Origin of the sequence: Actinoplanes ianthinogenes (genome assembly GCF_018324205.1) — a bacterium.
Classification (GTDB): Bacteria; Actinomycetota; Actinomycetes; order Mycobacteriales; family Micromonosporaceae; genus Actinoplanes; species Actinoplanes ianthinogenes.
In genome coordinates, this window is record NZ_AP023356.1 from 9795815 (window position 1) to 9817209 (window position 21395).

Below are 21395 nucleotides of genomic sequence, written 5' to 3' on the forward strand. Positions count from 1 at the left end.
GATTCCGCTGTGACAGAGGTGCGAGTGGCGACGGGCGTGGTCCGCGGTCGCAACGAGTCCGGGCTGACGGTGTTCCGCGGCATCCCCTACGCGACGCCGCCGGTCGGGGCCAACCGGTTCGCCGCGCCGCGCCCGGCGGCGGGCTGGGACGGCGTGCGGCCGGCGGAGGCGTTCGGGCCGCCGGTGCCGCAGAGCGGCGAGACCCCGGGGACGGACACCGGCGACTGGCTGACCGTCAACGTCTGGTCGCCCGCCCCCGACCCGGCGGCGAAGCTCCCGGTGCTGGTCTGGATCCACGGCGGCGGCTACCTGATCGGCACGTCCGGCCGGCCCGAGTACGACGGCGGCCGGCTCGCCCGGGACAGCACCGTGGTCCTGGTGACCTTCAACTACCGGCTCGGCGCGGAGGGCTTCGCGCACCTGACCGGCGCGCCGGACAACCGCGGCCTGCTCGACCAGGTCGCCGCGCTGGAGTGGGTGCGGGACAACATCGCCGCGTTCGGCGGTGACCCGGACCGGGTGACGATCTTCGGGGAGTCGGCCGGCGGCGGGTCGGTCGCCGCCCTGCTCGCCATGCCCAGGGCGGCCGGGCTGTTCCGCGCCGCCGCCGCGCAGAGCGTGCCCGGCACGTTCTTCTCCCGCGAGCTCGCCGCCGACATCGCGACCGTCTGCGCTGCCGAGCTCTCCCTGCGTCCCACGGTCGCGGATCTCGCCGAGGTGGACCCGGCCCTGCTGGCGATGGCGGGCGAGGAGGTGGCGGGCCGGCAGGTGGACCGCTGGGGCGCGGCCGGCTACCGGACGATCGGGTTCGCGCCGATCGTCGACGGTGACGTCCTGCCGCAGACGCCGTGGCAGGCCCTGGCGGCGGGCGCGGCGCGGGACGTCGTGCTGCTCACCGGGCACACCCGGGACGAGCAGCGGCTGTTCAGCGCGATGACCGGCCTGCTCGGGCAGGTGACGGCGGAGCAGGCGGCGACCGCCCTGGACATCCTCGCGCCCGGTCCGGACGGCGCCCGGCGTTATCGGGAGGCGTACCCGGACGCCGGTCCCGACCGGCTCTACGAGCTGGTCCACTCGGACTGGCTGTTCCGGATGCCCAGCGTGCATCTGGCCGACGCGCAGGTCGCGGCCGGCGGCACCGCTTTTCTGTACGAGTTGACCTGGCCCGCCCCGGGCATGGGCGGCATCCTCGGCGCCTGCCACGGCCTGGACGTCCCGCTCGTGTTCGGCAATCTCACCAGCGGCCAGCCGGCCCTGCTGATCGGCGGCGAGCCGGGCGACGACGCCGTCGCCCTGTCAGCGCGGATGCGGGCCGCCTGGACCCGCTTCGCGACACACGGCGACCCGGGCTGGCCGGCCTACGACGCCGATCAGCGCCGGACCCAGATCTTCGACGTCGAGTGCGCCGTCACCGCGTACCCGGAGCAGGCCTCCCACCTGCTCTGGCGGCAGCACTCGTTCGCGCCGCTCACCCCGAGGTGACCCGGTGGCTCACTGACCGCCGAGGATCGACACCTCGGCCAGGCCACCGGCGCCGCCGGCAGGCGTCACCGCCGCCAGATCCGGATGCCCGTCCGCGTTCCACTCGGTGACCACGAGTTCCTTGCCGTCGGCGGCCACCGAGGCCTGGGTCAGCGACCGCGTCAGCGCCGAAGCCCCGTCCCAGGCCCGGACACTTCCCTTCTGCAGGGTCACCAGGTCGGCCCGCTTGTCGGCGTTCCAGTCCGCGACCGCGACCCGGATCCCGTCCCCGGCCGGCGCGCCGCTGACCACCACCGGCGCCACCTGCTGGAAGTTCGAAGCCCCGTCCAGGACCTGCACCTCGACCTTCCCACTGCGGGTCCCGGCCGTCTGCGCCGCCACCAGGTCGGCCCGTCCGTCCGCGTTCCAGTCCGCCACCGCGAACTGGTACTTCTCGTCGGTGGCCCCGAGCCCGGTAGCCGTGTCCAGCAGAATTTTCTGGAAGCTGGAAGCCCCGTCGACGATGCGGATCTCGGTACGCCCACTGGCCGTCCCCGACCGCTGCGTCAGCACCAGGTCCGGCTTCTTGTCGCCGTTGAAGTCCGTGAACGCGTAGTCGTGCCGCTCGTCCGTCGGCCCCAGCGCGGTGGCCGTCACCAGCAGCAGCGACAGGAAGTTCGACGCCCCGTCGATGATCCGGACCTCGGTCCGCCCGGTGGCGGCGCCCGCCCCGGTCACCACCATCAGGTCCGGCTTGCCGTCCGCGTTCCAGTCCGCCATCGCGAGCGCGTGCCGCCCCTCCAACCCCGCCATCTGCACCTGGGCCGTGGTCAGCGTCCGCTGGAACGGCCCCGCCGGAGCGGTGGTGGTGGACGACGCCGGCGGGGCCACCGCCGGACGGGACCACACCGCGCCCACGATCAGCGCCGCGTCGTGGATCTCCGGCGAGTACGCCGCCGGCCGCGCCGAGATCTGCACCTTCTGACAGATCGCCCCGATGTCCCCGCTCATCCAGCTGCCGTGCGGATATTTGCGGATCATCGAGTCGAGGAACTTGTTCGTCGCGTAGACCGGGTCCACCAGCTGATCCGGGCGTCCCCACCCCTGCGACGCCCGCTGCTGGAACAGCCCGAGGCTGTCATGGTCGGTGGCGATGATCTGGTTGGTCAGCTCGCTCTCCGCGACCGCCGTCGTCATGGCGATCAGCGCGGCCCGCTGTCCCAGCTTGCGCTGCTGCACGACCGCGACGATGACCCGCGCGCACGCGATGGCCCGGCCGCTGACCGACGACCCGAGCCGCCGCCCGTTCATCGCCGGCTTCAACTGGCCGGCGATCGCTCGATCCGCCGCGCTCACGGCCCCGATCGCGCACGAGGCGCTGGCCACCGGCGCCGCCTGCGCGGGCGCGGCAGCGAACACCGCGCCGGAACCGAGTACCAACGCCAGAACCCATCGCGATGCGGCACCAGCCATGTCGCGTCAGACCTCCCCCAGGCCGTCGAACGTGCGGTCCTAATCTTTCATACGGCCGCGAGGCGCGAAAGGCTCAGGGCACGGTCCAAGATCTCGATGCCCAGATCGAGTTCGGCGGGCGTCGCCGTCAACGGCGGCGCGATCCGGAACACCCCGCCCATGCCGGGCAGCTGCACCACGTTCATGTGCAGCCCGCCCTCCAGGCAGCGACGGGTGACGATCGATCCCAGCTCGTCGGCCGGCTTCTTGGTGTCGCGGTCCAGCACCAGTTCGAGACCGACCAGCAGCCCTCGCCCGCGCACGTCCCCGATCACCTCGTGCCGGGCGGCCAGCTCCCGCAGTCCCTTGTGCAGGTACGCCCCCAGCTCCGCCGCCCGCCGGTCCAGGTTCTCCGCCTCGAGGACGTCCAGGACGGTGTTGCCGACCGCCGCCACCAGCGGGTCCGACACGTGCGTCGTGAAGAACAGGAAGCCCCGCTCGTGCGCGACCCGTTCGATCTCCGCGCTGGTCACCACCGCGGCGAGCGGCAGCCCGGCGCCGAGCGTCTTCGACAGCGTGAGAATGTCCGGCACCACGCCGTCGCGTTCAAAGGCATACCAATTCCCGGTACGACAGAGCCCCGTCTGCGCCTCGTCCAGAATGAGCAGCCCACCCCGCTCGTGACACTTGTCCCGCAGCGCCGCCAGATACCCCTCCGGCAGCTCGATCACCCCGCCCGAACTGAGAATCGGCTCCACGATGCACCCGGCGAAACTGCCCACCGACTGCGCGTCGAAAAGGTCGAACGCGTAATCCAGCTGCCGCCGCCAATCCAGTTCCCCGTCCGCCGTGGTGAAGTCCGGCCGATAGCTGTTCGGCGTCGGAATGGCGAAGTTCCCGGCCGCCGCCGGCCCATAGCCCTTACGCCCCGCGCTGTAGGTCGCGCCCGCCGCCGCCTGCGTCATCCCGTGCCACGACCGCCCGAACGACACGATCTCGTGCCCGCCGGTGACCAGTTTCGCCATCCGGATCGCCGCCTCGTTCGACTCGGCCCCGGTGGTCAGCAACAGCACCTTCTCCAACGGCTCCGGCAACGACGCCGCGATCCGCCGGGCCAGGTGGACCACCGGCCGGCACAGCATTCCGCTGAACAGATGGTCGAGCGTCGCCGCCTGCCGCTGAATCGTCGCCACCACCGCCGGATGTGAGTGCCCGAGAATCGCACTCATCTGCCCGGACGTGAAATCGAGCAGTCTCCGTCCGTCCGCGGTATGAACGAAGCTGCCCTCGGCCCGCTCGATGATCTCCGGAACGAAACTGCCCGCCCCGGAGTAGCGGATCAGATGGCGGTCGGCATCGCTCCAGAACGCATCAGTCATGCCCCGACGCTAGAAACTCCCGAGCATCAGGTCCAGCACACGTTTCCGACGTGGCTGTTAAGAAACGCTTTACAGTACGCCCATGGCCCTGAACCCATGGCGGTTGCGACTGCTGGCCGACCTGGCGACGTACGGCACCGTGCGAGCGGTGGCCCAGCACGCCAACCTTAGCGCTTCCGCCGTCTCCCAGCAGCTCGCGACGCTGGAACGGGAGACGCGTGCCGTCCTGCTGGAACGCACCGGCCGCCGGGTCCGGCTCACCGCGGCCGGTGTCCTGCTCGCGGCCCGCGCCCGCGAGATCCTGGCCGCCATGGACGCCACCGAGGCCGAGCTGCGCGGTCTCGCCGACGAGCCGGTCGGCACGGTCACCCTGGCCGCCTTCCAGAGCGCGATCCACACCCTGGCCGTCCCCGCCGTCGCCCGTCTCGCCGAGCGCCACCCGGATCTCACCGTGACCCTGGTCGAACTGGAGCCGCACGACAGCATGCCGGCCCTGCGCCGCGGCGACGTAGACGTCATCATCACCACGACCGATTTCACCGGCGCCGAACTCGATCCGGCCCTGGACCTGGTCCCGATCACCGAGGACACCATCGTCCTGGTGCTGCCCGCCGGCCATCCCCTGGCCGCCTGCGAGGCCGTCGACCTCAAGGCCTGCGCCGACCAGCGCTGGACCTTCGACATGACCGGTTCCTACATGTCCGAACTGGCCACCCGCCTGTGCCGCGAAGCCGGCTTCGAGCCGACGGTCATCTGCCGCTTCAACAACTACCTGCTCGCCCTGCGCCACGTGGAGCGGGGCTGGTCGGTGACCCTGCTCCCCAGCCTGGCCATCGACCCGGCCTACCAGGTCACCACGCGCCCGCTGAGCCCGCCGGTGTCCCGCCGCATCACCGCGGCCGTCCGCCGCCCCACGGTGTCCCGCCCGGAAGTCGCCGCGGTCCTCACAGCCCTGCGGACCTGACGCCCGCCCAGGACAGCTGCGTGAGCTTCGGCGGCTCCGGACGAGAGCCCGGCGGTTGGTTCGTGCGGCACATCAGGGTCGACGACGCGGCGGCAACCGCGGATGGCGTCGACACGGCCGCCTACCCGTTCGACCTGCCAGTGGTTGCCGGGCTTCGGGCCGCGGGTGGGCTGGACCTGGCCCCCGGCGCTACATTCCTGATCGGCGACAACGGCTCAGGCAAGTCGACGCTGCTGGAGGCCGTCGCCGTGGCGACCGGGTTCAACCCCGAGGGCGGAAGCCGCAACTTCCGGTTTGCCACCCGGTCCAGCGAATCGCTGCTAGGCGGCTATCCGGTGCCGGCCGGCGCTGATCGACCGGGAGTTGTATCTGCCGGCGCCTCTGGCACCGGTCCCACTACCGCCGCCGACGCCGGCAACAAGCCCGAGCCCGTCACTGCCGCAAACGACTCGAACCGCCGTACGCAACGACATCGGGTTGCAGTACTAAACCGAGGTCACCATGCTCGAGTCGAGGTACTTCACGAGGGCGCCGACCGCCTCCCGCCCGGCCCGGTTCGCTCCCACCGTCGACTGCGACGGACCGAATCCGATCAGATGCACCCGCGGCTCCCCGGCCACCTGCGTCCCGGTCATCCGAATGCCACCCTGCTCGTTCCGCAAGCCCAGCGGATCCAGATGTCCCAGCGCCGCCTTGAATCCGGTGGCCCACAGGATCACGTCAACCTCGGTGAATGAGCCGTCCACCTCCCGAACCCCGTGCGGCTCGATCCGGGCGAACATCGGCCGTCGCTCCAGCGCCCCACGCCGCTTGGCCGCCAGCGCGTAATCCGTCCAGGCGAGCCCGGTGTAGGAAACGACACTCCCGGTAGGCCGTCCCGCCTCGACATCCGCGACCACCTTGGCGATCGTCTCCCGCCCCGCCACCTCCGGCTCGAAGCCGTCCTCCCGGAAGACCGGCTCCCGCCGCGTGTACCAGAAAGTGGTCGCCACCCGGGAAATCTCCTCCAAAAGCTGAACCGCGGAAATCCCGCCCCCGACAACCGCCACCCGAAGCCCCGAGAACTCCTCCGCCGAAACGTAATCCCGCGTGTGCAGCTGCCGCCCGGCAAAACTCCCCTGCCCGGGATAATGCGGCAGAACCGGATTCCCCCAGGTCCCGGTCGCATTGACCACCGCCCGAGCCACCCACTCCCCGCGGTCCGTCTCCACCACAAGATCAAAACCCGTTTTCCGTACGGCCAGAACCGTCACCGGCCGCATTATCGGCAACGCGGCGACCCGCTCGAATTCCGCGAAGTACCGCGGCACCGCCGTCCGGCTGGGCTCTGACGGATCAACGGCCGGCCGGGGAAACCGGGGCAGGTCGAAGATCCCGTTGACCGTACCCATCCGCAACGACTCCCACCGATGCCGCCACGCTCCCCCGGGCCCGTCCCCGGAGTCCAGGACCACAAACGTCCGGTCCCCGCCCGTGCCCGCGGCGACCGGCAGCGCGCCGGCGAAGCCCCGCCGCTTCAGGTGGTAGCCCGCCGACAGTCCCGCCTGACCAGCACCGATGACCACCACCGTCGCCCGACCACCACTCATCCCTCAACACTACGAAGTAGTTGACACGTCAGCGATCACAAGTGGCCGACCTAACGCCTCGACACCCGGGCGGGCCGAGATCATGATGAATTCGTGGAGACCGATCTCTTGCCAGGTGAGGGCGTCCTCTGGGAGGGCCGCCCGGTGCGACACCTGCTGTTCCGCGCCACCGACGTCTTCCTGATCCCGCTCAGTCTCGTCTGGTGCGGCATCGTCGTGTACTGGGAAGCCGGCATCGTGCTCAGCGGCGGCCCGGCCCTCTTCGCCCTCTGGGGCCTGCTCTTCGTGCTCGCCGGCCTCTACCTCGTCTTCGCCCGCTTCATCATCCGCGCCGTCGCCTCACGCCGGACCCGCTACACGATCACCACAAGCCGCCTCCTCATCCACCGCGGCTGGTCCGGCACTCGCCTCACCACCGCATACCTCACCTCCCTGCCACCCCCGGTCATCACCGAACAGTCCGACGGCTCCGGCAACCTCGCCTTCGGCGCCTTCCCCGGCATCACCGACGCTTTCACCACCGACCGCCGCTACGGCTTCCGCGTCTGGTCCGCCGAACCCTCCCGGACCCTCATCCTCTGGTCCATCCCCCACGTCCGCCTCGCCCGCGACCTCGCCACCCACGCCCAACACGGCGCCTGACCCATAGACTTGCTCGATGAGCGCCCATCCCGGTCCTCCCCCGGACCCCGATCAGCCACCAGCGACCCGGCGAGAGCGCACTTATCAGACGGTGGCCTTCGGTGTCGGCGCCGCCCTGCTGCTCCTTCCGGCCGGCTACGTCGGGTTCCTCGCCCTGCTCATCACCGTCTTCGAGGTCGGCAGCCGGATCCTGGCCGGACTGGCGGTCCTCGTCGCGGGTGCCGCAGTGGTGTGCGGCCTGCTGTCCATCGCGACCTCGTCCGAGGGCCGGACGGAACGCGCACAGCGACTGATCCTCGCCGATCTCCTGCTCACCGTCGCCGCCGTCGTCGGCGCGCTCAGCATTCCGACGCACGGCGAGTGAACCGCCGGTCCGGCGCAGACCCCGCGAGAATTGTTCCGGCCCGGTGTCGGATCCGGGGCACGGCGTTCGTAGGACAGGTGAGAGGCGGTCGACGGAGCCGCCGAGACGAGGGAGTCATCATGGCCCGGTACTTGGTGTCGTTCAACGACGGCGCGATGGACCACATCGCCGCCGACGAGATGGGCGACGTGGCGGAAGCGGCGCATGCGGTGTGTCAGGAGGCCATGGACGCCGGCGTCTGGGTCTACGGCGCCGGGCTCGAACGCCAGCAGGCCGCCATCGTGGCCACCGACGGCATCGTCACCGACGGGCCGTACCCGGAGACCAAGGAGGTCATCGGCGGTTTCGCGGTGCTCGAGGTGGCCACCCGCGAGGAGGCCCTGAAGTGGGCCGCCAAGATCGCCGCGAGCTGCCGCTGTGCGCAGGAGGTCCGGGAGATCCTGCCCGACCCGGTGCAGGACGAGATGTTCCGCAAGGCCGGCCGGAACTGGTGACCTCCCGGCCGGCGCCGTGACAGCGCGCCGAGGCCGGCAGCCGCGATGCGAAGCGGCTGCCGGCCGGCACTCCTGACGAGCGGATCTCATCTCTCCGGGCTGCCGAACCAGCGGCCGGCCGACTTCTCGAACGCCGCCCGATCCGAGTCGTTCTCGGCGATCCAGGCGACGAACCCGTCCGGGCGGACCAGCACGGCCCGCAGCCCCAGGTCGTCGCGCGCCGGTCCGGCCACATAGCGGATGCGGCTCGGCCAGCGGCCCGCCGCCGCGTGCAGGGCCCGGTCGCCGCTGAAGTCCAGCACCACCCCGAGCCCTTCCCGCAGCAGGTCACCGAGCGCGGTGCCGTCCGCGAGACGCAGGTCCGGCGCGTTGCGGCCGACCAGCGGCCGATCGTCGCCGAGGTCGTAGCGGAGCGACGTGCCGTTCAGCCGCTCGTACACATAGGTGGTTCCTTCTCCGGTGCCGAGCAGGTCGCGCACCAGGGCTTGCAGGGCGGGCGCATACGGGTCCGGCCGCATCACCGCCACCTGCGCCCGGGACCAGTCCAGGACCCGCGCCCCGACCGGGTGCCGCTCCGCCGTGTAGCTGTCGAGCAGCCCCTCCGCTGCGCTCCCCCGGACCACCGACGCGAGTTTCCAGCCCAGGTTCATCGCGTCGCCGATCCCGAGGTTGAGCCCCTGCCCGCCGAGCGGCGAGTGGATGTGCGCCGCGTCCCCGGCCAGCAGCACCCGACCCCGCCGGTACGCGCTCGCCTGCTTCGCCCGGTCCGTGAAGCTCGACGCCAGCCGCACCCCGGTCACCGTCACGTCGGTCCCGGAGACCCGGCGCAGCACCTCCTGGAGATGCTCCGCGCCCGGCGGCTGCGTCCGGTCGTACGCGCCCCCGTCGAAGTCCATGATCCCGATGTGCCCCGGCACGAACATCCGCAGGTACATCCCCTCCGGAGTCAGGTTGAACCCGGGACGCAGCTTCTCCAGGTCGTCGATGTCGACGTGCGCGATGTAGCCGGTGAACTGCGCTTGCGTGCCGGCGAAGTCGAACCCCGCGAGCCGCCGCACGGCACTGCGCCCGCCGTCGCAGCCGACCAGCCAGCGCGCCGGGAAGACCTGCTCCCCGGCCCGGGCGAGCACACCGTCGCCGGCCTGCTCGACGCCGGTGACCGTGATCCCCCGCCGGATCTGCACCCCGAGCTTCACGGCCCGCTCGGCGAGCACCGTCTCGACCGCATCAAGGCTGGTCATCATGCCTTCGAGCGCCGGGCTGGGCAGCCGGTACCGCAGCGCCCCGGCATCGATCACACCCGGATCGAGCATCATGCCGGCGAAGTGCCCCACGGCCCGCGGCGGCGGAGCCGCGGCGTCCGGCGCGAACGAGGCCTCCGGCATCAGCGACTCCAGCATCCCCCGCCGGTAGAACGCCTCGACCGACCCGGCGGACAGCCCCCGCATGCCGAGCGGCATCACCCGCCACGGGCTGTGCGGCTCCGCCTCCCGTTCGAGCACCAGCACCGAGCACCCGGCCAGGGCCAGCTCGCCGGCGAGGAACAGCCCGACCGGCCCGGCTCCCACGATCACCACGTCGTGCATGTCAGATCCCCTTCGCGAACAGTGCCAGGTCGATGGAGTCGGCCAGCGCGCGATACCCCGCGTCGCTGCCGTGCACGTCCCCCGCGTGAAAACCGTCGATGACCCGGCTCGGCCGCTCCCGATCGCGCCACACCGCGTCGAAGTCCAGCACCGCGTCGAAGGCGCCACCGGTGCGGATCCAGTCGTTGACCGCCTGCCGCACGCGTTCGCCGTCCATCGAGAACATCTCATCCCTTCCGTACGGCGTGAGCGTCGCGCCGTAGACCATGACTCCGCGGTCCCGCGCCCGGGCGATCAGCTGCCGGTACCCCGCGATCAGGTCGTCCGCCGTCACCGGCGCCCCGGGGAACATCGTCAGGAACTCGGCCGGCGGCCCGTCCGCGTCACGCGGCGCATAGGAGATCCCGATGTCGCCCAGCCCGATCGCCACCACCAGGTAACCGAGTCCCGGCGTGGCCAGCACGTCCCGGTCGAACCGGGCCGGCGCGGCGTCCCCGTGCCCCTCGTTCAGCAGCCGGTTCCCGCTGATCCCCTGGTTGACCACGCAGACGCCGGTGAGTCGCTCGGCCAGCCGGTCCGGCCAGCTGCGGTCGGCGTCCGGCGCCGAGCCGAACCCGTCGGCGATCGAGTCACCGAGCACAACGACGGCCTCGGCGGGGCCGTCCGGGATCACGTCCACCGCCGAGATCAGGGCCCGGACCGGCAGCGGCACCGCATTCCCCGGCAGGTCCCGGGCGGCGACGGCGTCGCCCGGGATCAGCCAGCTCGCCTCGACCGGCCGCCCGTGCCCGGTGCAGCTCTCCACCCGGCCCGGCAGGTAGGCGCTGATCGTCAGCCGGGCGAGAGCCGGCACCGCCAGGTCCACCGGATCGCTCAGCAGCGGCGCGCCGACCGGCACCGTCGCGGACTGCCGGCCGGCGAAGGTCAGCGCCCGGTCGCCGGCCCGTGCCGCGCCGATGGTCAGCGGCGCGGTCCCGTACTCGTTGGTGAAGCGCACCCGCACCGCCCGGCCGCCGCCGCTGACCCGCACCACCTGGCGCAGCGTCGCGTCGGCGAACGGCTCGAGAGCGGCAACCGCCGCACCGGGCGCCTGAGGTGCGGCACCCCACGTCCGGACCCATCGGTCCGGACCGTTCGTCCCCGTCATCGGTACCTCCATGGTTCGTGGTCATGCTCGAGCGGCCCGTCACCGGCCCGGAGGCGGCTTGTCGCCGTTCCGGAAGCGGCGCATCGCCGTGCCCGAAGACTGGCGCGCGCCGCTCACACGGCGCTGTCACGGCGCTGGTTTGCGAGGATCACGGGATGGATCGGCTGCGGATCACGCTGTTCGGCGGTTTGCGGGTTTCTCGCGGCGACACGGACCGGACCGTTGCCGGGTCACGGTTGAAGACGCTTCTGGTACGTCTGGCGCTCGCCGCCGGCCACCCGGTCGCCCCGGGCACCCTGATCGGCGCGATCTGGCCCGAGACGCCGCCCGGCGACCCCGCCCACGCACTGCAAGCTCTCGTCTCCCGCCTGCGCCGCACGCTCGGCGCCGCAGGCGACGTCACCCGGACGGACGGCGGCTACCGCCTGGCCGTGGACCCAGCCGACGTGGACGTGCTGCGGTTCGAGCGGCTGGCCGCCGCGGGCCGGCGCCGATGGCACGCCGGCGATCCGCGCGGCGCGGCCGCCGCGCTCGGCGAGGCCCTGAGGCTGTGGAGCGAGCGCCCGGGTTCCGAACCGGACACCGTCGCGATGGCCGCCCCCGCTGTCGCCACCCGTCTCACCCAGCTGTCGCTCGAGGTGGCCGCCGATCTCGCCGAGATCGAGCGGGCCTTGGACGGCGAGGGCCTGCCCGTGCCGATGACCAGCTTCGTCGGACGTGACGACGACCTGGACCGGATCGGCCGGCTGCTCAGCACCGGACGCCTGGTGACCGTCGTCGGTCCCGGTGGCGCCGGCAAGACCAGGCTCGCCGTCGAGGCCGCCCACCGCCTCCGGCAGGGCTATCGCGACGGGGCGTGGCTCGTCGACCTGACCTCGACCACCGAACCCGTCAAACTCGGCACCGCCGTACTCGCCGCGATCGGACTGCGCGGCCCGGCCGTCTTCGAGGCCCGGCCTCGCGCCGCGACCGGCGACCTGGACCTCCTGGTCGAACGGCTCGGCGGCCGGGAGAGCCTGCTCGTCGTGGACAACTGCGAGCACCTCGTCGACGCGGTCGCCGCGCTGGTCGAGGGCCTGCTGACCCGCTGTCCCCGGGTACGCGTGCTGGCCACCAGCCGCGAGCCGCTGGCGATCGGCGGCGAGGCCCTCGTCCCGCTCGGCCCGCTCGGGCTCCCCGATCCGGGCGCCGACGTCGACGAGGCGCGACGGGCCGCGGCGGTCCGACTGTTCCTCGAGCGTGCGGTGGCCGTACGTCCGGAATTTGCTCTTGATCGAAAGACGGCGCCCGGGATCGTGCGGGTGGTGCGGAGCCTGGACGGGCTGCCGCTCGCCCTGGAGCTGGCCGCTGCCCGGTTGCGCACGGTGTCCCCGGATGAGCTGGCCGATCGGTGGGACCCGCTCGGCGGCGATGACGACGGCCCGGCCCGGCACCGGACGCTGCGGGCGGTGATCGAGTGGAGCTGGCAGCTGCTGAGCGACGACGAACGTACCGTCGCGGAGCGGATCGCGGTCCTGCCGGGCGGCGTGACAGCGGCCTCGGCCACGGCGGTCTGCGCCGGCGCCGGAGTGCCCCCGGCCGAGGTCCCGCAGGTGCTGGCAAGCCTCGTCGACAGGTCGCTGGTGCAGCTGGTGTCCGGTTCGGATCGCTACCGGATGCTGGAGACGATTCGTGAGTACGCCGTCGGGCGGACGGCCGATCCGGGCGCGGTCCGGGACCTGGCCGCCGACTACGTCACCGGGCTGATGGACCGGTGCGATCCGCGGTTGCGCGGGCCCGGCCAGCTGGCGGCCATGCGGGTGATCACCGCCGAGTACGACAACGCGCTCGCCGCCCTGCGCCGGCGCTGCGACACCGGCGACCGCGCCGGGGCGGTCCGACTCGCGCTGCGGCTGTGCTGGTACTGGCATCTGCTCGGACGCGACCAGGACGCGACGTATTGGCTGGGTGCGGCGCTGGCGGTGCCCGGTGGCGAGCCGACGCCCGAACGGGCCTGCGCCGAGGCGATGCACCTGCTGCACCGGGCGGCGACCAGCGACGCGGCCGACCGGGCGCGGATGCGGGAGCTGGCCGACCTGCTGGTCGCGAGTCCGGAACTGCCCAGTCCCTTCCGGGTGTTCGGCCCGGTCCTGCTCGCGTTCCTGGACGAGGACGCGGCCGCGCTGGCGATCTTCGAGCACCTGGCCGGCGGTGGCGACCCGTGGCCGGCCGGCCTGGCCCGGCTGTTCCAGGCGCAGATCGCGGAGAACGTGGGTGACCTCGACCGGATGCGCGCCGCCGTGGACGCGGCGCTGGCCTGCTTCCGGCGGGCGGGCGACCGCTGGGGGCAGGCCGCCGCGCTGCCGATGCGTGCCCAGCTGCGGCAGTACGACGGCGACCTGGACGGTGTGCTGGCCGATCTGCGCGACGCCCGGAAGCTCGCCGCCGAGTTCGGCACGGTCGGCCTCGGCGATCAGGTGTACAGCGACCTGCGGTGGATCGACCTGCACGTGCGGCGCGGCGAGGCCGGGCTGGCCGCCGCGACGATCGAGGCGGCACGGGACCGGGCGGCCCGGGCGGCGTCGGCGGAGATGCTGGTGCTGCTGGACACCCGGGAGGCCGAGTTCCGGCTGTGGTCGGGTGACCTGGATCGGGCGCGGGAACTGCTCGACGACGCCGACCGGGGGCTGCCCGCGGCCACCGGGTTGTCCGGCAACCATGCCCGGACGCTGGTCGGCAGCGTCCGGGCTTCGCTCCGGCTGGAGCAGGGTGACCTGCGCGGTGCGGAGGAGGCGTTGCGGGAGGCGTACGCGGCCGGGGTGGCCGCCCGGGACCTGCCGATCCTGGCGGTGGTGGCGATCGGCGGGGCCGGGCTGGCGCAGGCACGCGGACGGCAGCACGAGGCCGCCGTGCTGCTGGGTGTCGCGGCCCGGCTGCGGGGTGCGCACGACCGCAGCGACCCGCGGGGCGTGGCGATCGCGGCGCGCGCACGGGCCGCTCTGGGTGAGGACGATTTCGGTACGGCGTACGCAAAAGGCTGGAACCTGTCGGCGCAGAATGCCGTGACCCGCCTCAGAACCTCACATACATGAGGTGTAAGCCGACCCGGCCGAGAGTGGGATGCTCGAACGCCTCCGGCACGGTGCCGAGAACCTCGAAACCGAGCCGCTGGTAGAGCTCGACGGCCGACCGGTTCGACGCGACCACCGCATTGAACTGCATGCCCGCGTAACCGGCACCCGCGGCCCAGTCGAGGGCGTCCCGGCAAAGGGCGGTGCCGACGCCTTTCCCGCGCGAATCGGCGGCCACCATGAAGCTCGCGGTGGCGATGTGCGATCCCGGGCCGGGACGGTTGGGGCCCATTTTCGCGGTGCCGAGAACACGTCCGTCGGCGACCGCGACGACGGTCCGGCCGGGCGGCGTCTCGAGCCACATCGGGCGCGCCTGGTCCTCCGTCATCTCCGGGTCGTAGGGAAAGGTTTCCCGGGCCTGGATCACCTCGTGGATGATCGCCCAGACCTGCGGCCAGTCAGCCGCGGTGATCTCACTTATCCGCACCCGCAGGACGATAACGTGCCACCGCCCCATAGACGGAGACCTGCGCGTCCGACGGCGCCGGCTCGGTGGGTTCACCCAGGTCGGGCCGCCACGCCGGGACGATCCGCAACCCCGGCTCGACCAGGTCCAGACCGGTGAGGAAGCGCTCGATCTCGGCCCGGGAGCGGACCCTCATGGTGACGCCCTGGTTGCGGTAGACCTCTGCCACCTTCTCCCACGCCTCCGGCCGGAAATCGCCGGTCAGGTGCGACAGGACAAGATAGCTGCCGGCCGGCAGCGCCGCGAGAAGACGCTCGACGATCCCCCACGGGTCGTCCTCGTCACCGAGGAAATGCAGGATCGCGATCAGCAGCAGGCCGACCGGGCGATTCAGGTCGAGCGTGCCGCTGCGCCTGACCGCGTCCAGGATCGCGTCGACGTCGCGCAGATCCGCGTCGATGTAATCCGTTTTGCCGTCCGGGTGACTGGTCAGCAACGCGCGGGCGTGTGCCAGCACGATCGGGTCATTGTCGACGTAAACGATCCGCGCCCGGGAATTGATGTCCTGCGCCACGTGGTGGACATTCGGCGCGCTCGGGATCCCGGTGCCGATGTCGAGGAACTGGTCGATGCCCTGCTCGGCCAGGAATCGCACCGCCCGGCGCAGGAACAACCTGTTCTCCCGGGGCGGGATCCGGCTGTCCGGGTTCGCCTTCAGCCCCCGCTCGGCCGCCTCGCGGTCGGCCGCGAAATTGTCCTTGCCGCCGAGCAGATAGTCGTAGACCCGGGCCGGGTGCGGGCGATGGGTTTGCAGATCCGTCACCCGGTGGATCATCGCACGCGCTTCGGGCACCGTCGAGTTTGCACGGTCCCGACCGTCTGCATGGGTATGACCGATCGGAGAGGGGACCAGCAATGCACCGACGAACACTGCTCACCGGCGCCGGCGCCGCCGCGGTGGCGACGATGACCACCGGCGCCGGCACGCCCTGGCGGACCGGGATCGCCGCCCTGCACGACGCGATGGCGGCCCGCGTCGCGCGGGGCGACCTGGTCGGTGCCGTCTATCTGGTCGAACACCGCGGGCGCCGGCACGTCGGCACCGTCGGGACCGTGGCGCTCGACAGCACCGAGCCGTTGCGCCGCGGCACGCCGTTCCGGATCGCCTCGCTGACCAAACCGATCGTCGCGGCGGCCGCCATGATGCTCGTCGAGGACGGCCGGCTGGCCCTGGACCAGCCGGTCGACCGGCTCCTCCCGGCGCTGGCCGACCGGCGTGTCCTCACCCGGCTCGACGCGCCGCTCGATCAGACCGTCCCGGCGGTGCGCCCGATCACGGTGGAGGACCTGCTGACCTTCCGGATGGGGCACGGCATCATCTTCGAACCCGAGGTGCAGCCGCCGTACCCGATCATCACCAGGGCCGACGAGTTGCAGCTGGTGCTCGCGCAACCGGATCCGCGTACGCCGCTCGGCCCCGACGAGTGGATCCGGCGGTTCGGCACGCTGCCGCTGATGTGCCAGCCCGGCACCCGGTGGCAGTACAACACCGGCTCGCTGGTGCTCGGCGTGCTGATCGCCCGGGCCGCCGGCCAGCCGCTCGGCGAGTTCCTGCGCCGGCGGATCTTCCAGCCGCTGGGCATGGACCACACCGGCTTCTCGCTGCCACCCGCCGAGGCGCACCGGCTCCCCGGCCTGTACGCGACCGACCCGGCCACCGGACAGCTCACGCCGCAGCCCGGCTCCCGGCCGGAGGAGTGGGCCCGGCCGCCCGCCTTCCCGTCCGGCGCCGCCGGGCTGGCCACGACAATCGACGACTACGCCGCCTTCAGCCGGTTCCTGCGCGACCGGGGCGTCCACCACGGCCGGCGGCTGCTGTCGCCCGCATCGGTACGGCTGCTGACCACCAACCATCTGACCACCCGGCAACTCGCCGAGGCCGGCGCGTTCCCGCTCCAGGGCCGCGGCTGGGGATACGGCATGGCCGTCAGCGTCGTGCCGGACGCCGTCTCCGAGCCCGGCCGCTACGGCTGGGAGGGCGGATACGGCACCGTCTGGTTCACCGACCCGAACCGCGACCTCACCGCGATCGCCCTCACCCAGACCGTGGACTTCCTGTTCAACGGCGCCGCCGACGAGTTCCAGCGCCTGGCCGCGGCCACGGTCGGACCTGGAGCTAGCTGAGCGGACCGGTCGCCATCCACGATGGCAGGGCGACCGGCGGGCCGATCAGTCCATAAGCGTCCAGGACAGCCGCCCGGACCCCTTCCACGGTCACTGCCGGGGCGCGGTCCGCGATGGCCCCCACGGTCGCCGGATCGAATTCATAACCCAATGCGGCGTACGCCGTGAGCAGCGCCCCGCGCAGCACGGCCGAGCCGGTCACCTGGATCACCGTGCTGAACAGCCAGCCGTCCCGGGTGATCCGCTGCGCCGACCCGGCGAGCTTCGCCGAGCCGTCGTTGATGCTGTACTCGCCCGGGCAGTACTCCCCCGGGACCGCGCCGACGTGGGCGTCGACACCGAGCCGGGCGAGCATCGCGGCGTGCATGGCGGCGAAGTGCTGGAACCGCCCGGCCGGGTCCGGCGGCTGCGGCCCGGACCGGTGCACGTGGTCGATGATCACGCTGCCCCGATGCTGGGCGGCGAGGCTGCCACCCTGCGGCCGGACCACCGGGGCGAACCCGGCCGAGCGGACGGCGGCGACGGCCCGCTGGTAACCGGGACGCAGCGTGTCGCGGCGGCTGAACGCCGCGGTCGGCGCCGGCGAGTAGACCCGCACGATGTCCACGGCGTCGCCGATGCCGTGCCGCAGCAGCAGCGGCCCGAGGGCGGCGTCGAAGTCCGGGTCGCCGTCGCCGGCGTCGACCAGGATCACAGGCGGGCGATCGCCGAGGCCGGGTTCTCGATCGCGTCGGCGACGCTGCGCATGAAGCCGGCCGCCGTGCCGCCGTCGCAGACCCGGTGATCGAAGACGAAGCTCATCTGCGTGATCTTACGAACGCAGAGCTCGCCGTCGACCACCCACGGCCGATCGAGCATCCGGCCGAAGCCGAGGATCGCCACCTGCGGGTGATTGATGATCGCCGCGCTGCCGTCAACTCCCAGATTGCCGTAGTTGTTGAGCGTGAACGTGCCGGCCGCCAGCTCCTGAGCGGTGGCCTTACCGGCCCGGGCGGCCGCGGTCACCCGGCGGATCTCCTCGCCGAGCCGGGTGGTGGTCATCGACTCCGCGCCGAGCACCGCCGGCACGACCAGGCCGCGCTCGCCCTGCACCGCGATGCCCAGGTCGATCCGGTCGTACTCGACGATCTCCTGGCGCTCGGCGTCGAACCGGGCGTTGAGCACCGGGTAGGCGCGCAGCGCGGCGACGGTGAAGCGGGCCAGGTAGGCGAGCAGGCCGGGACCGTCCGGGTTGCTCTCCCGCAGCCGCCACAGCGCGGTGGCGTCCACGTCGACCCAGACGGTCGCCTCCGGGATCTCGGCGCGGCTGCGGCTCAACGCGGCCGTCGCGGCCTTGCGGAACCCGGTCAGCGGGGTCCGGCGCTCCCCGGTGGCCGCGGCGGCCGCAGCGGGCTTGACCATCGCCCGTTCCACGTCGGCGCGGGTGATCACGCCACCCCGGCCGGTCGGCTCCACCGTGGTCAGGTCGACGCCGTTGCTGCGGGCGAGGTTGCGCACCAGCGGCGAGATCACTTGCGGCGGCCGCCCTGACCCGGTCGCGGCCGGAGAACCGGTAACGGCCGGAGCACCGGTCGCGGCGCGAGGCCGGGGACGGCGGTGCCGGTGCCGGGCCGGCGTGTCGCTGGTGCCGTATCCGACGAGGACGTTGCCGGAGCCGGCCCGCTCCTCCTCCCGGTAGGCGTCGGCCGCCGGCGAGGAGGCCGCTTCCACGCTGATCAGAGGTTCGCCGACGGCGAGCGTGCTGCCCGCTTTCGCGTGCAGCGTGCACACCCGTCCGGCGTACGGCGACGGCACCTCCACCACGGACTTCGCCGTTTCCACCTCGGCGATGCTCTGGTCCACCGCGACCTCGTCACCCTCGGCAACCAGCCACTGCACCACCTCCGCCTCGGTGAGGCCCTCGCCCAGATCCGGCAGCACGAAGGTCTTCGTGGTCATCACTGCTCCCAGTTCAGGTCGTCGACGGCGTCGAGCACCCGGTCCACGCCGGGCAGCTGGAAGTGCTCCAGCTTCGGCGGCGGGTACGGGATGTCGAACCCGGTGACCCGCCGGACCGGCGCGGCCAGGCTGGTGAAGCAGCGTTCGGTCACCCGGGCGGCGATCTCCGCGGCGACTCCGGCGAACCCGGCCGACTCGGTGATCACCACGGCGCGGCCGGTGGAGCGGACCGCGGCGCACACCGTCTCGTCGTCGAACGGGACGATCGAGCGCAGGTCGACCACCTGGAGACTGCGGCCCTCGGTGGCGGCGACCTCGGCGGCCTCGATCGCCACGGGCAGGCTCGGGCCGTACGCGATGAGCGTCGCGTCGGTCCCGGACCGGCGGACCACCGCGGTCCCGATGCCGGGCGCCACGACCGGGAACTCGATCTCCTCCTTGCTCCAGTAGAGCTTCTTAGGCTCCAGGAAGACGACCGGGTCCGGGTTCGCGATCGCGGCCCGCAGCAGCGCGTACGCGTCGGTCGGCGTGGCCGGCGCGACCACCTGGAGGCCGGGCGTGTGCGCGTAGTACGCCTCCGACGAGTCGCAGTGGTGCTCGACCCCGCCGATGCCACCGGCGTACGGGACCCGGATCACCATCGGCAGCGGCACCCGGCCCCGGGTGCGGTTCCGCATCTTCGCGACGTGGCTGACGATCTGCTCGAACGCCGGGTAGGCGAACGCGTCGAACTGCATCTCGACGATCGGGCGCATGCCGTTCATCGCCATCCCGACGGCCATCCCGACGATCCCGGACTCCGCGAGGGGCGTGTCGAAGCAGCGCTTCTCCCCGAACTCGGCGGTCAGCCCGTCGGTGATCCGGAAGACGCCGCCGAGCGCGCCGACGTCCTCGCCGAACAGCACCACCGACGGGTCCTCGGCCATGGCGTCCCGCAGCGCCTGGTTGAGGGCCTGCGCCATGGACAGCTTCTCGTGCACGACGGTGGTCATCACTGGGCTCCTTCCCGGCTCAGCTCGTCCGCGATCAGGGCTTCCTGCTCACGCAGTTGCGCGGTGGGGCGCGCGTAGACGTACGCAAAGAGGTCTTGGGGGTTGGGGGTGATGTCCTGGTTGAGACCGTCGCGCAGGTGTGCCGCCGCACGCTCGGCCTCGGCCGTGAAACCGGACTCGACGTCGGCGGTCAGCGCGCCGCGGTCGCGCAGGTAGGTCTGGAGGCGGGTGATCGGGTCGCGGGGCAGCCAGGCGGCCACGTCGGCCTCGTCGCGGTATCGGGTGGCGTCGTCGGCGTTGGTGTGCGCCTGCATCCGGTAGGTGTGCGCCTCGACGAGCTGCGGGCCCTCGCCGGCGCGGGCCCGGGCCACCGCGGCGCCGAGCACGGTGAGCAGGGCGGCCATGTCGTTGCCGTCGACCCGCTCGCCGGGCATGCCGTATCCGACGCCCTTGTGCGCGAGCGACGGCGCGTGGGTCTGGCGGGACAGCGGGACGCTGATCGCGTACTCGTTGTTCTGCACGAAGAAGACCACCGGGGCCTGGAAGACCGCGGCGAAGTTGAGCGCCTCGTGGAAATCACCCTCGCTGGTGCCGCCGTCGCCGCACATCGCCATCACCACGGTCGGCTCGTCGCGCAGCCGGGCCGCGTGCGCCACGCCGACCGCGTGCGGCAGCTGGGTGGCCAGCGGCGTGGTGTGCGGGGCGACCCGGTGCTCGGTCGGGTCGTACCCACAGTGCCAGTCACCCTTGAGCAGGCTGAGCGCCTCGACCGGGTCGACCCCCTTGACCACCGCGGCGACCGTGTCGCGGTATGTCGGGAACAGCCAGTCGTCCGCGTCGAGGACCTGCGCGGCCGCGACCTGGCACGCCTCCTGGCCGTGCGAGGACGGGTAGACGGCCAGCCGGCCCTGCCGGACCAGGGCGTACGCCTGATCGTTGAGCCGGCGAGCGGTGATCAGCGCCCCGAGCGAGCGGAGCAGGGTGGCGTCGTCCGGAACGACGCCGACGGCTTTCCCGTCGGGGTCGATGAGGGTCACGGGGGTGTCGGACGGCAAGAGCCGGCGTGGGTCAGGCGTCATGCCGATATCGTGTGTCCCGCGTCACGAATGTTCCATATCCTGGGACAGATCGAGAAGATTGCGTTCCACGGGAGCCCGTGGAGAGCCAAACGTCCAGCCGGGCGGCCGATCGGACAGGGAGTTGAAGACAGGTGGTCAGCGGTCTCGACGACATCGATCAGCGGATCCTCGCCGAGCTCGGCCGGGACGGGCGGATGCCGATCCGGCAGCTCGCCGAGACGCTGCACATCTCGCGGGCCAACGCGTACGCCCGGGTGCAGCGGCTGCGCGAGACCAACGTGATCCGCGGCTTCCGCGCCGACATCGACCACGTGGCCGCCGGGATGGGCACGTCGGCGTACGTGACGGTGAACCTGCACCAGGCGGACTGGCGGCCGGTCGGCGAGCTGCTGCGCCGGCTGCCCGGGGTGGTGCACATCGCGCTGGTCGGCGGCGAGTTCGACGTGATCCTGCTGGTGCGGGCGAAGGACAACGCGGACCTGCGGCGGCTGGTCCTCGACGAGATCCAGGGCATGCCGGGCGTGGTCAACACGCGGACCCTGCTGGTGTTCGAAGAGTTCGAACCCCCGGCGTGATCTTCAGTAGAATTCCGCACGAAACAGTCAGGA

The 21395-nt window shown here is 72.2% G+C and carries 19 protein-coding genes and 1 pseudogene; 9 read left to right on the forward strand and 11 right to left on the reverse strand.

Annotated elements, in window-relative coordinates; translation table 11 throughout:
• Positions 1-9: 9 nt before the first annotated feature.
• A complete protein-coding gene (locus Aiant_RS44835; protein WP_189335424.1) occupies positions 10-1482 on the forward strand; it encodes a carboxylesterase/lipase family protein in 1473 nt (490 codons plus the stop codon).
• 9 nt (positions 1483-1491) lie between these two features.
• On the opposite strand, the gene Aiant_RS44840 is transcribed toward Aiant_RS44835, so the two are convergent.
• Positions 1492-2901 (reverse strand): FG-GAP repeat domain-containing protein, encoded by a 1410-nt coding sequence (locus Aiant_RS44840; RefSeq protein WP_229831208.1) that lies wholly within the window; start codon positions 2899-2901, stop codon positions 1492-1494.
• A gap of 80 nt (positions 2902-2981) precedes the next feature.
• Complete coding sequence (locus Aiant_RS44845) at positions 2982-4292, reverse strand: aspartate aminotransferase family protein (RefSeq protein WP_189335422.1); 1311 nt, start codon at positions 4290-4292, stop codon at positions 2982-2984.
• 82 nt (positions 4293-4374) lie between these two features.
• Here Aiant_RS44845 and Aiant_RS44850 point away from each other — a divergent pair, with 82 nt between their 5' ends.
• Positions 4375-5256, forward strand: coding sequence for a LysR family transcriptional regulator (locus tag Aiant_RS44850; RefSeq protein ID WP_189335421.1), 882 nt, complete (start codon positions 4375-4377; stop codon positions 5254-5256).
• A gap of 140 nt (positions 5257-5396) precedes the next feature.
• Positions 5397-5573: pseudogene (locus Aiant_RS46395) on the forward strand (AAA family ATPase); the annotation flags it as partial.
• A gap of 168 nt (positions 5574-5741) precedes the next feature.
• Here the strand turns inward: Aiant_RS46395 and Aiant_RS44860 are convergent.
• Positions 5742-6845 carry an NAD(P)-binding domain-containing protein gene (locus Aiant_RS44860; RefSeq protein WP_189335420.1) on the reverse strand — a complete coding sequence of 368 codons (1104 nt, stop codon included), beginning with the start codon at positions 6843-6845 and terminating at the stop codon, positions 5742-5744.
• Between the two features lie 93 nt (positions 6846-6938).
• Between Aiant_RS44860 and Aiant_RS44865 the strand changes: the two genes are divergently transcribed.
• The 3 genes from Aiant_RS44865 (at position 6939) to Aiant_RS44875 (ending at position 8345) form a co-directional block, all read left to right on the forward strand.
• The gene (locus Aiant_RS44865; RefSeq protein ID WP_189335419.1) at positions 6939-7487 is read left to right on the forward strand and encodes a hypothetical protein; all 549 of its coding nucleotides are present in this window, start codon (positions 6939-6941) and stop codon (positions 7485-7487) included.
• 91 nt (positions 7488-7578) lie between these two features.
• Positions 7579-7851: a hypothetical protein gene (locus tag Aiant_RS44870; protein ID WP_189335418.1), complete on the forward strand. Its 273-nt coding sequence runs from the start codon at positions 7579-7581 to the stop codon at positions 7849-7851.
• A 119-nt stretch (positions 7852-7970) separates the two neighbouring features.
• Positions 7971-8345, forward strand: a complete 375-nt coding sequence (locus tag Aiant_RS44875) for a YciI family protein (RefSeq protein WP_189335417.1) — start codon at positions 7971-7973, stop codon at positions 8343-8345.
• Positions 8346-8431: 86 nt separating this feature from the next.
• On the opposite strand, the gene Aiant_RS44880 is transcribed toward Aiant_RS44875, so the two are convergent.
• Positions 8432-9931 carry an FAD-dependent oxidoreductase gene (locus Aiant_RS44880; protein ID WP_189335416.1) on the reverse strand — a complete coding sequence of 500 codons (1500 nt, stop codon included), beginning with the start codon at positions 9929-9931 and terminating at the stop codon, positions 8432-8434.
• Position 9932: 1 nt separating this feature from the next.
• Positions 9933-11078 carry an SGNH/GDSL hydrolase family protein gene (locus Aiant_RS44885; protein WP_189335415.1) on the reverse strand — a complete coding sequence of 382 codons (1146 nt, stop codon included), beginning with the start codon at positions 11076-11078 and terminating at the stop codon, positions 9933-9935.
• 155 nt (positions 11079-11233) lie between these two features.
• Between Aiant_RS44885 and Aiant_RS44890 the strand changes: the two genes are divergently transcribed.
• Positions 11234-14149: an ATP-binding protein gene (locus Aiant_RS44890; protein WP_189335414.1), complete on the forward strand. Its 2916-nt coding sequence runs from the start codon at positions 11234-11236 to the stop codon at positions 14147-14149.
• On the opposite strand, the gene Aiant_RS44895 is transcribed toward Aiant_RS44890, so the two are convergent.
• Positions 14130-14645 carry a GNAT family N-acetyltransferase gene (locus Aiant_RS44895; protein WP_189335413.1) on the reverse strand — a complete coding sequence of 172 codons (516 nt, stop codon included), beginning with the start codon at positions 14643-14645 and terminating at the stop codon, positions 14130-14132. The genes Aiant_RS44890 and Aiant_RS44895 overlap by 20 nt on opposite strands.
• Positions 14602-15417 (reverse strand): SAM-dependent methyltransferase, encoded by an 816-nt coding sequence (locus Aiant_RS44900; RefSeq protein ID WP_229831206.1) that lies wholly within the window; start codon positions 15415-15417, stop codon positions 14602-14604. The genes Aiant_RS44895 and Aiant_RS44900 overlap by 44 nt, the downstream gene beginning before the upstream one ends.
• A 92-nt stretch (positions 15418-15509) precedes the next feature.
• Between Aiant_RS44900 and Aiant_RS44905 the strand changes: the two genes are divergently transcribed.
• Entirely contained in the window at positions 15510-16778 is a 1269-nt protein-coding gene (locus tag Aiant_RS44905; RefSeq protein WP_189335412.1) for a serine hydrolase domain-containing protein, read from the forward strand.
• On the opposite strand, the gene Aiant_RS44910 is transcribed toward Aiant_RS44905, so the two are convergent.
• Genes Aiant_RS44910 through Aiant_RS44925 form a run of 4 tightly spaced genes read right to left on the reverse strand, consistent with a single transcriptional unit; the run spans position 16771 to position 20787 of the window.
• On the reverse strand, positions 16771-17472 hold the full coding sequence (locus Aiant_RS44910) for a lipoyl protein ligase domain-containing protein (RefSeq protein ID WP_189335411.1): 702 nt from the start codon (positions 17470-17472) through the stop codon (positions 16771-16773). The two genes, Aiant_RS44905 and Aiant_RS44910, sit on opposite strands and share 8 nt — an antisense overlap.
• Entirely contained in the window at positions 17469-18716 is a 1248-nt protein-coding gene (locus Aiant_RS44915; RefSeq protein ID WP_189335410.1) for a dihydrolipoamide acetyltransferase family protein, read from the reverse strand. The genes Aiant_RS44910 and Aiant_RS44915 overlap by 4 nt, the downstream gene beginning before the upstream one ends.
• Positions 18716-19708 (reverse strand): alpha-ketoacid dehydrogenase subunit beta, encoded by a 993-nt coding sequence (locus Aiant_RS44920; protein ID WP_189335409.1) that lies wholly within the window; start codon positions 19706-19708, stop codon positions 18716-18718. Before Aiant_RS44920 ends, Aiant_RS44915 begins: the two co-directional genes overlap by 1 nt.
• Positions 19708-20787: a thiamine pyrophosphate-dependent enzyme gene (locus tag Aiant_RS44925; RefSeq protein ID WP_189335408.1), complete on the reverse strand. Its 1080-nt coding sequence runs from the start codon at positions 20785-20787 to the stop codon at positions 19708-19710. Before Aiant_RS44925 ends, Aiant_RS44920 begins: the two co-directional genes overlap by 1 nt.
• Positions 20788-20918: 131 nt before the next feature.
• Here Aiant_RS44925 and Aiant_RS44930 point away from each other — a divergent pair, with 131 nt between their 5' ends.
• The gene (locus tag Aiant_RS44930) at positions 20919-21362 is read left to right on the forward strand and encodes an Lrp/AsnC family transcriptional regulator (protein WP_189335407.1); all 444 of its coding nucleotides are present in this window, start codon (positions 20919-20921) and stop codon (positions 21360-21362) included.
• Positions 21363-21395: the final 33 nt, after the last annotated feature.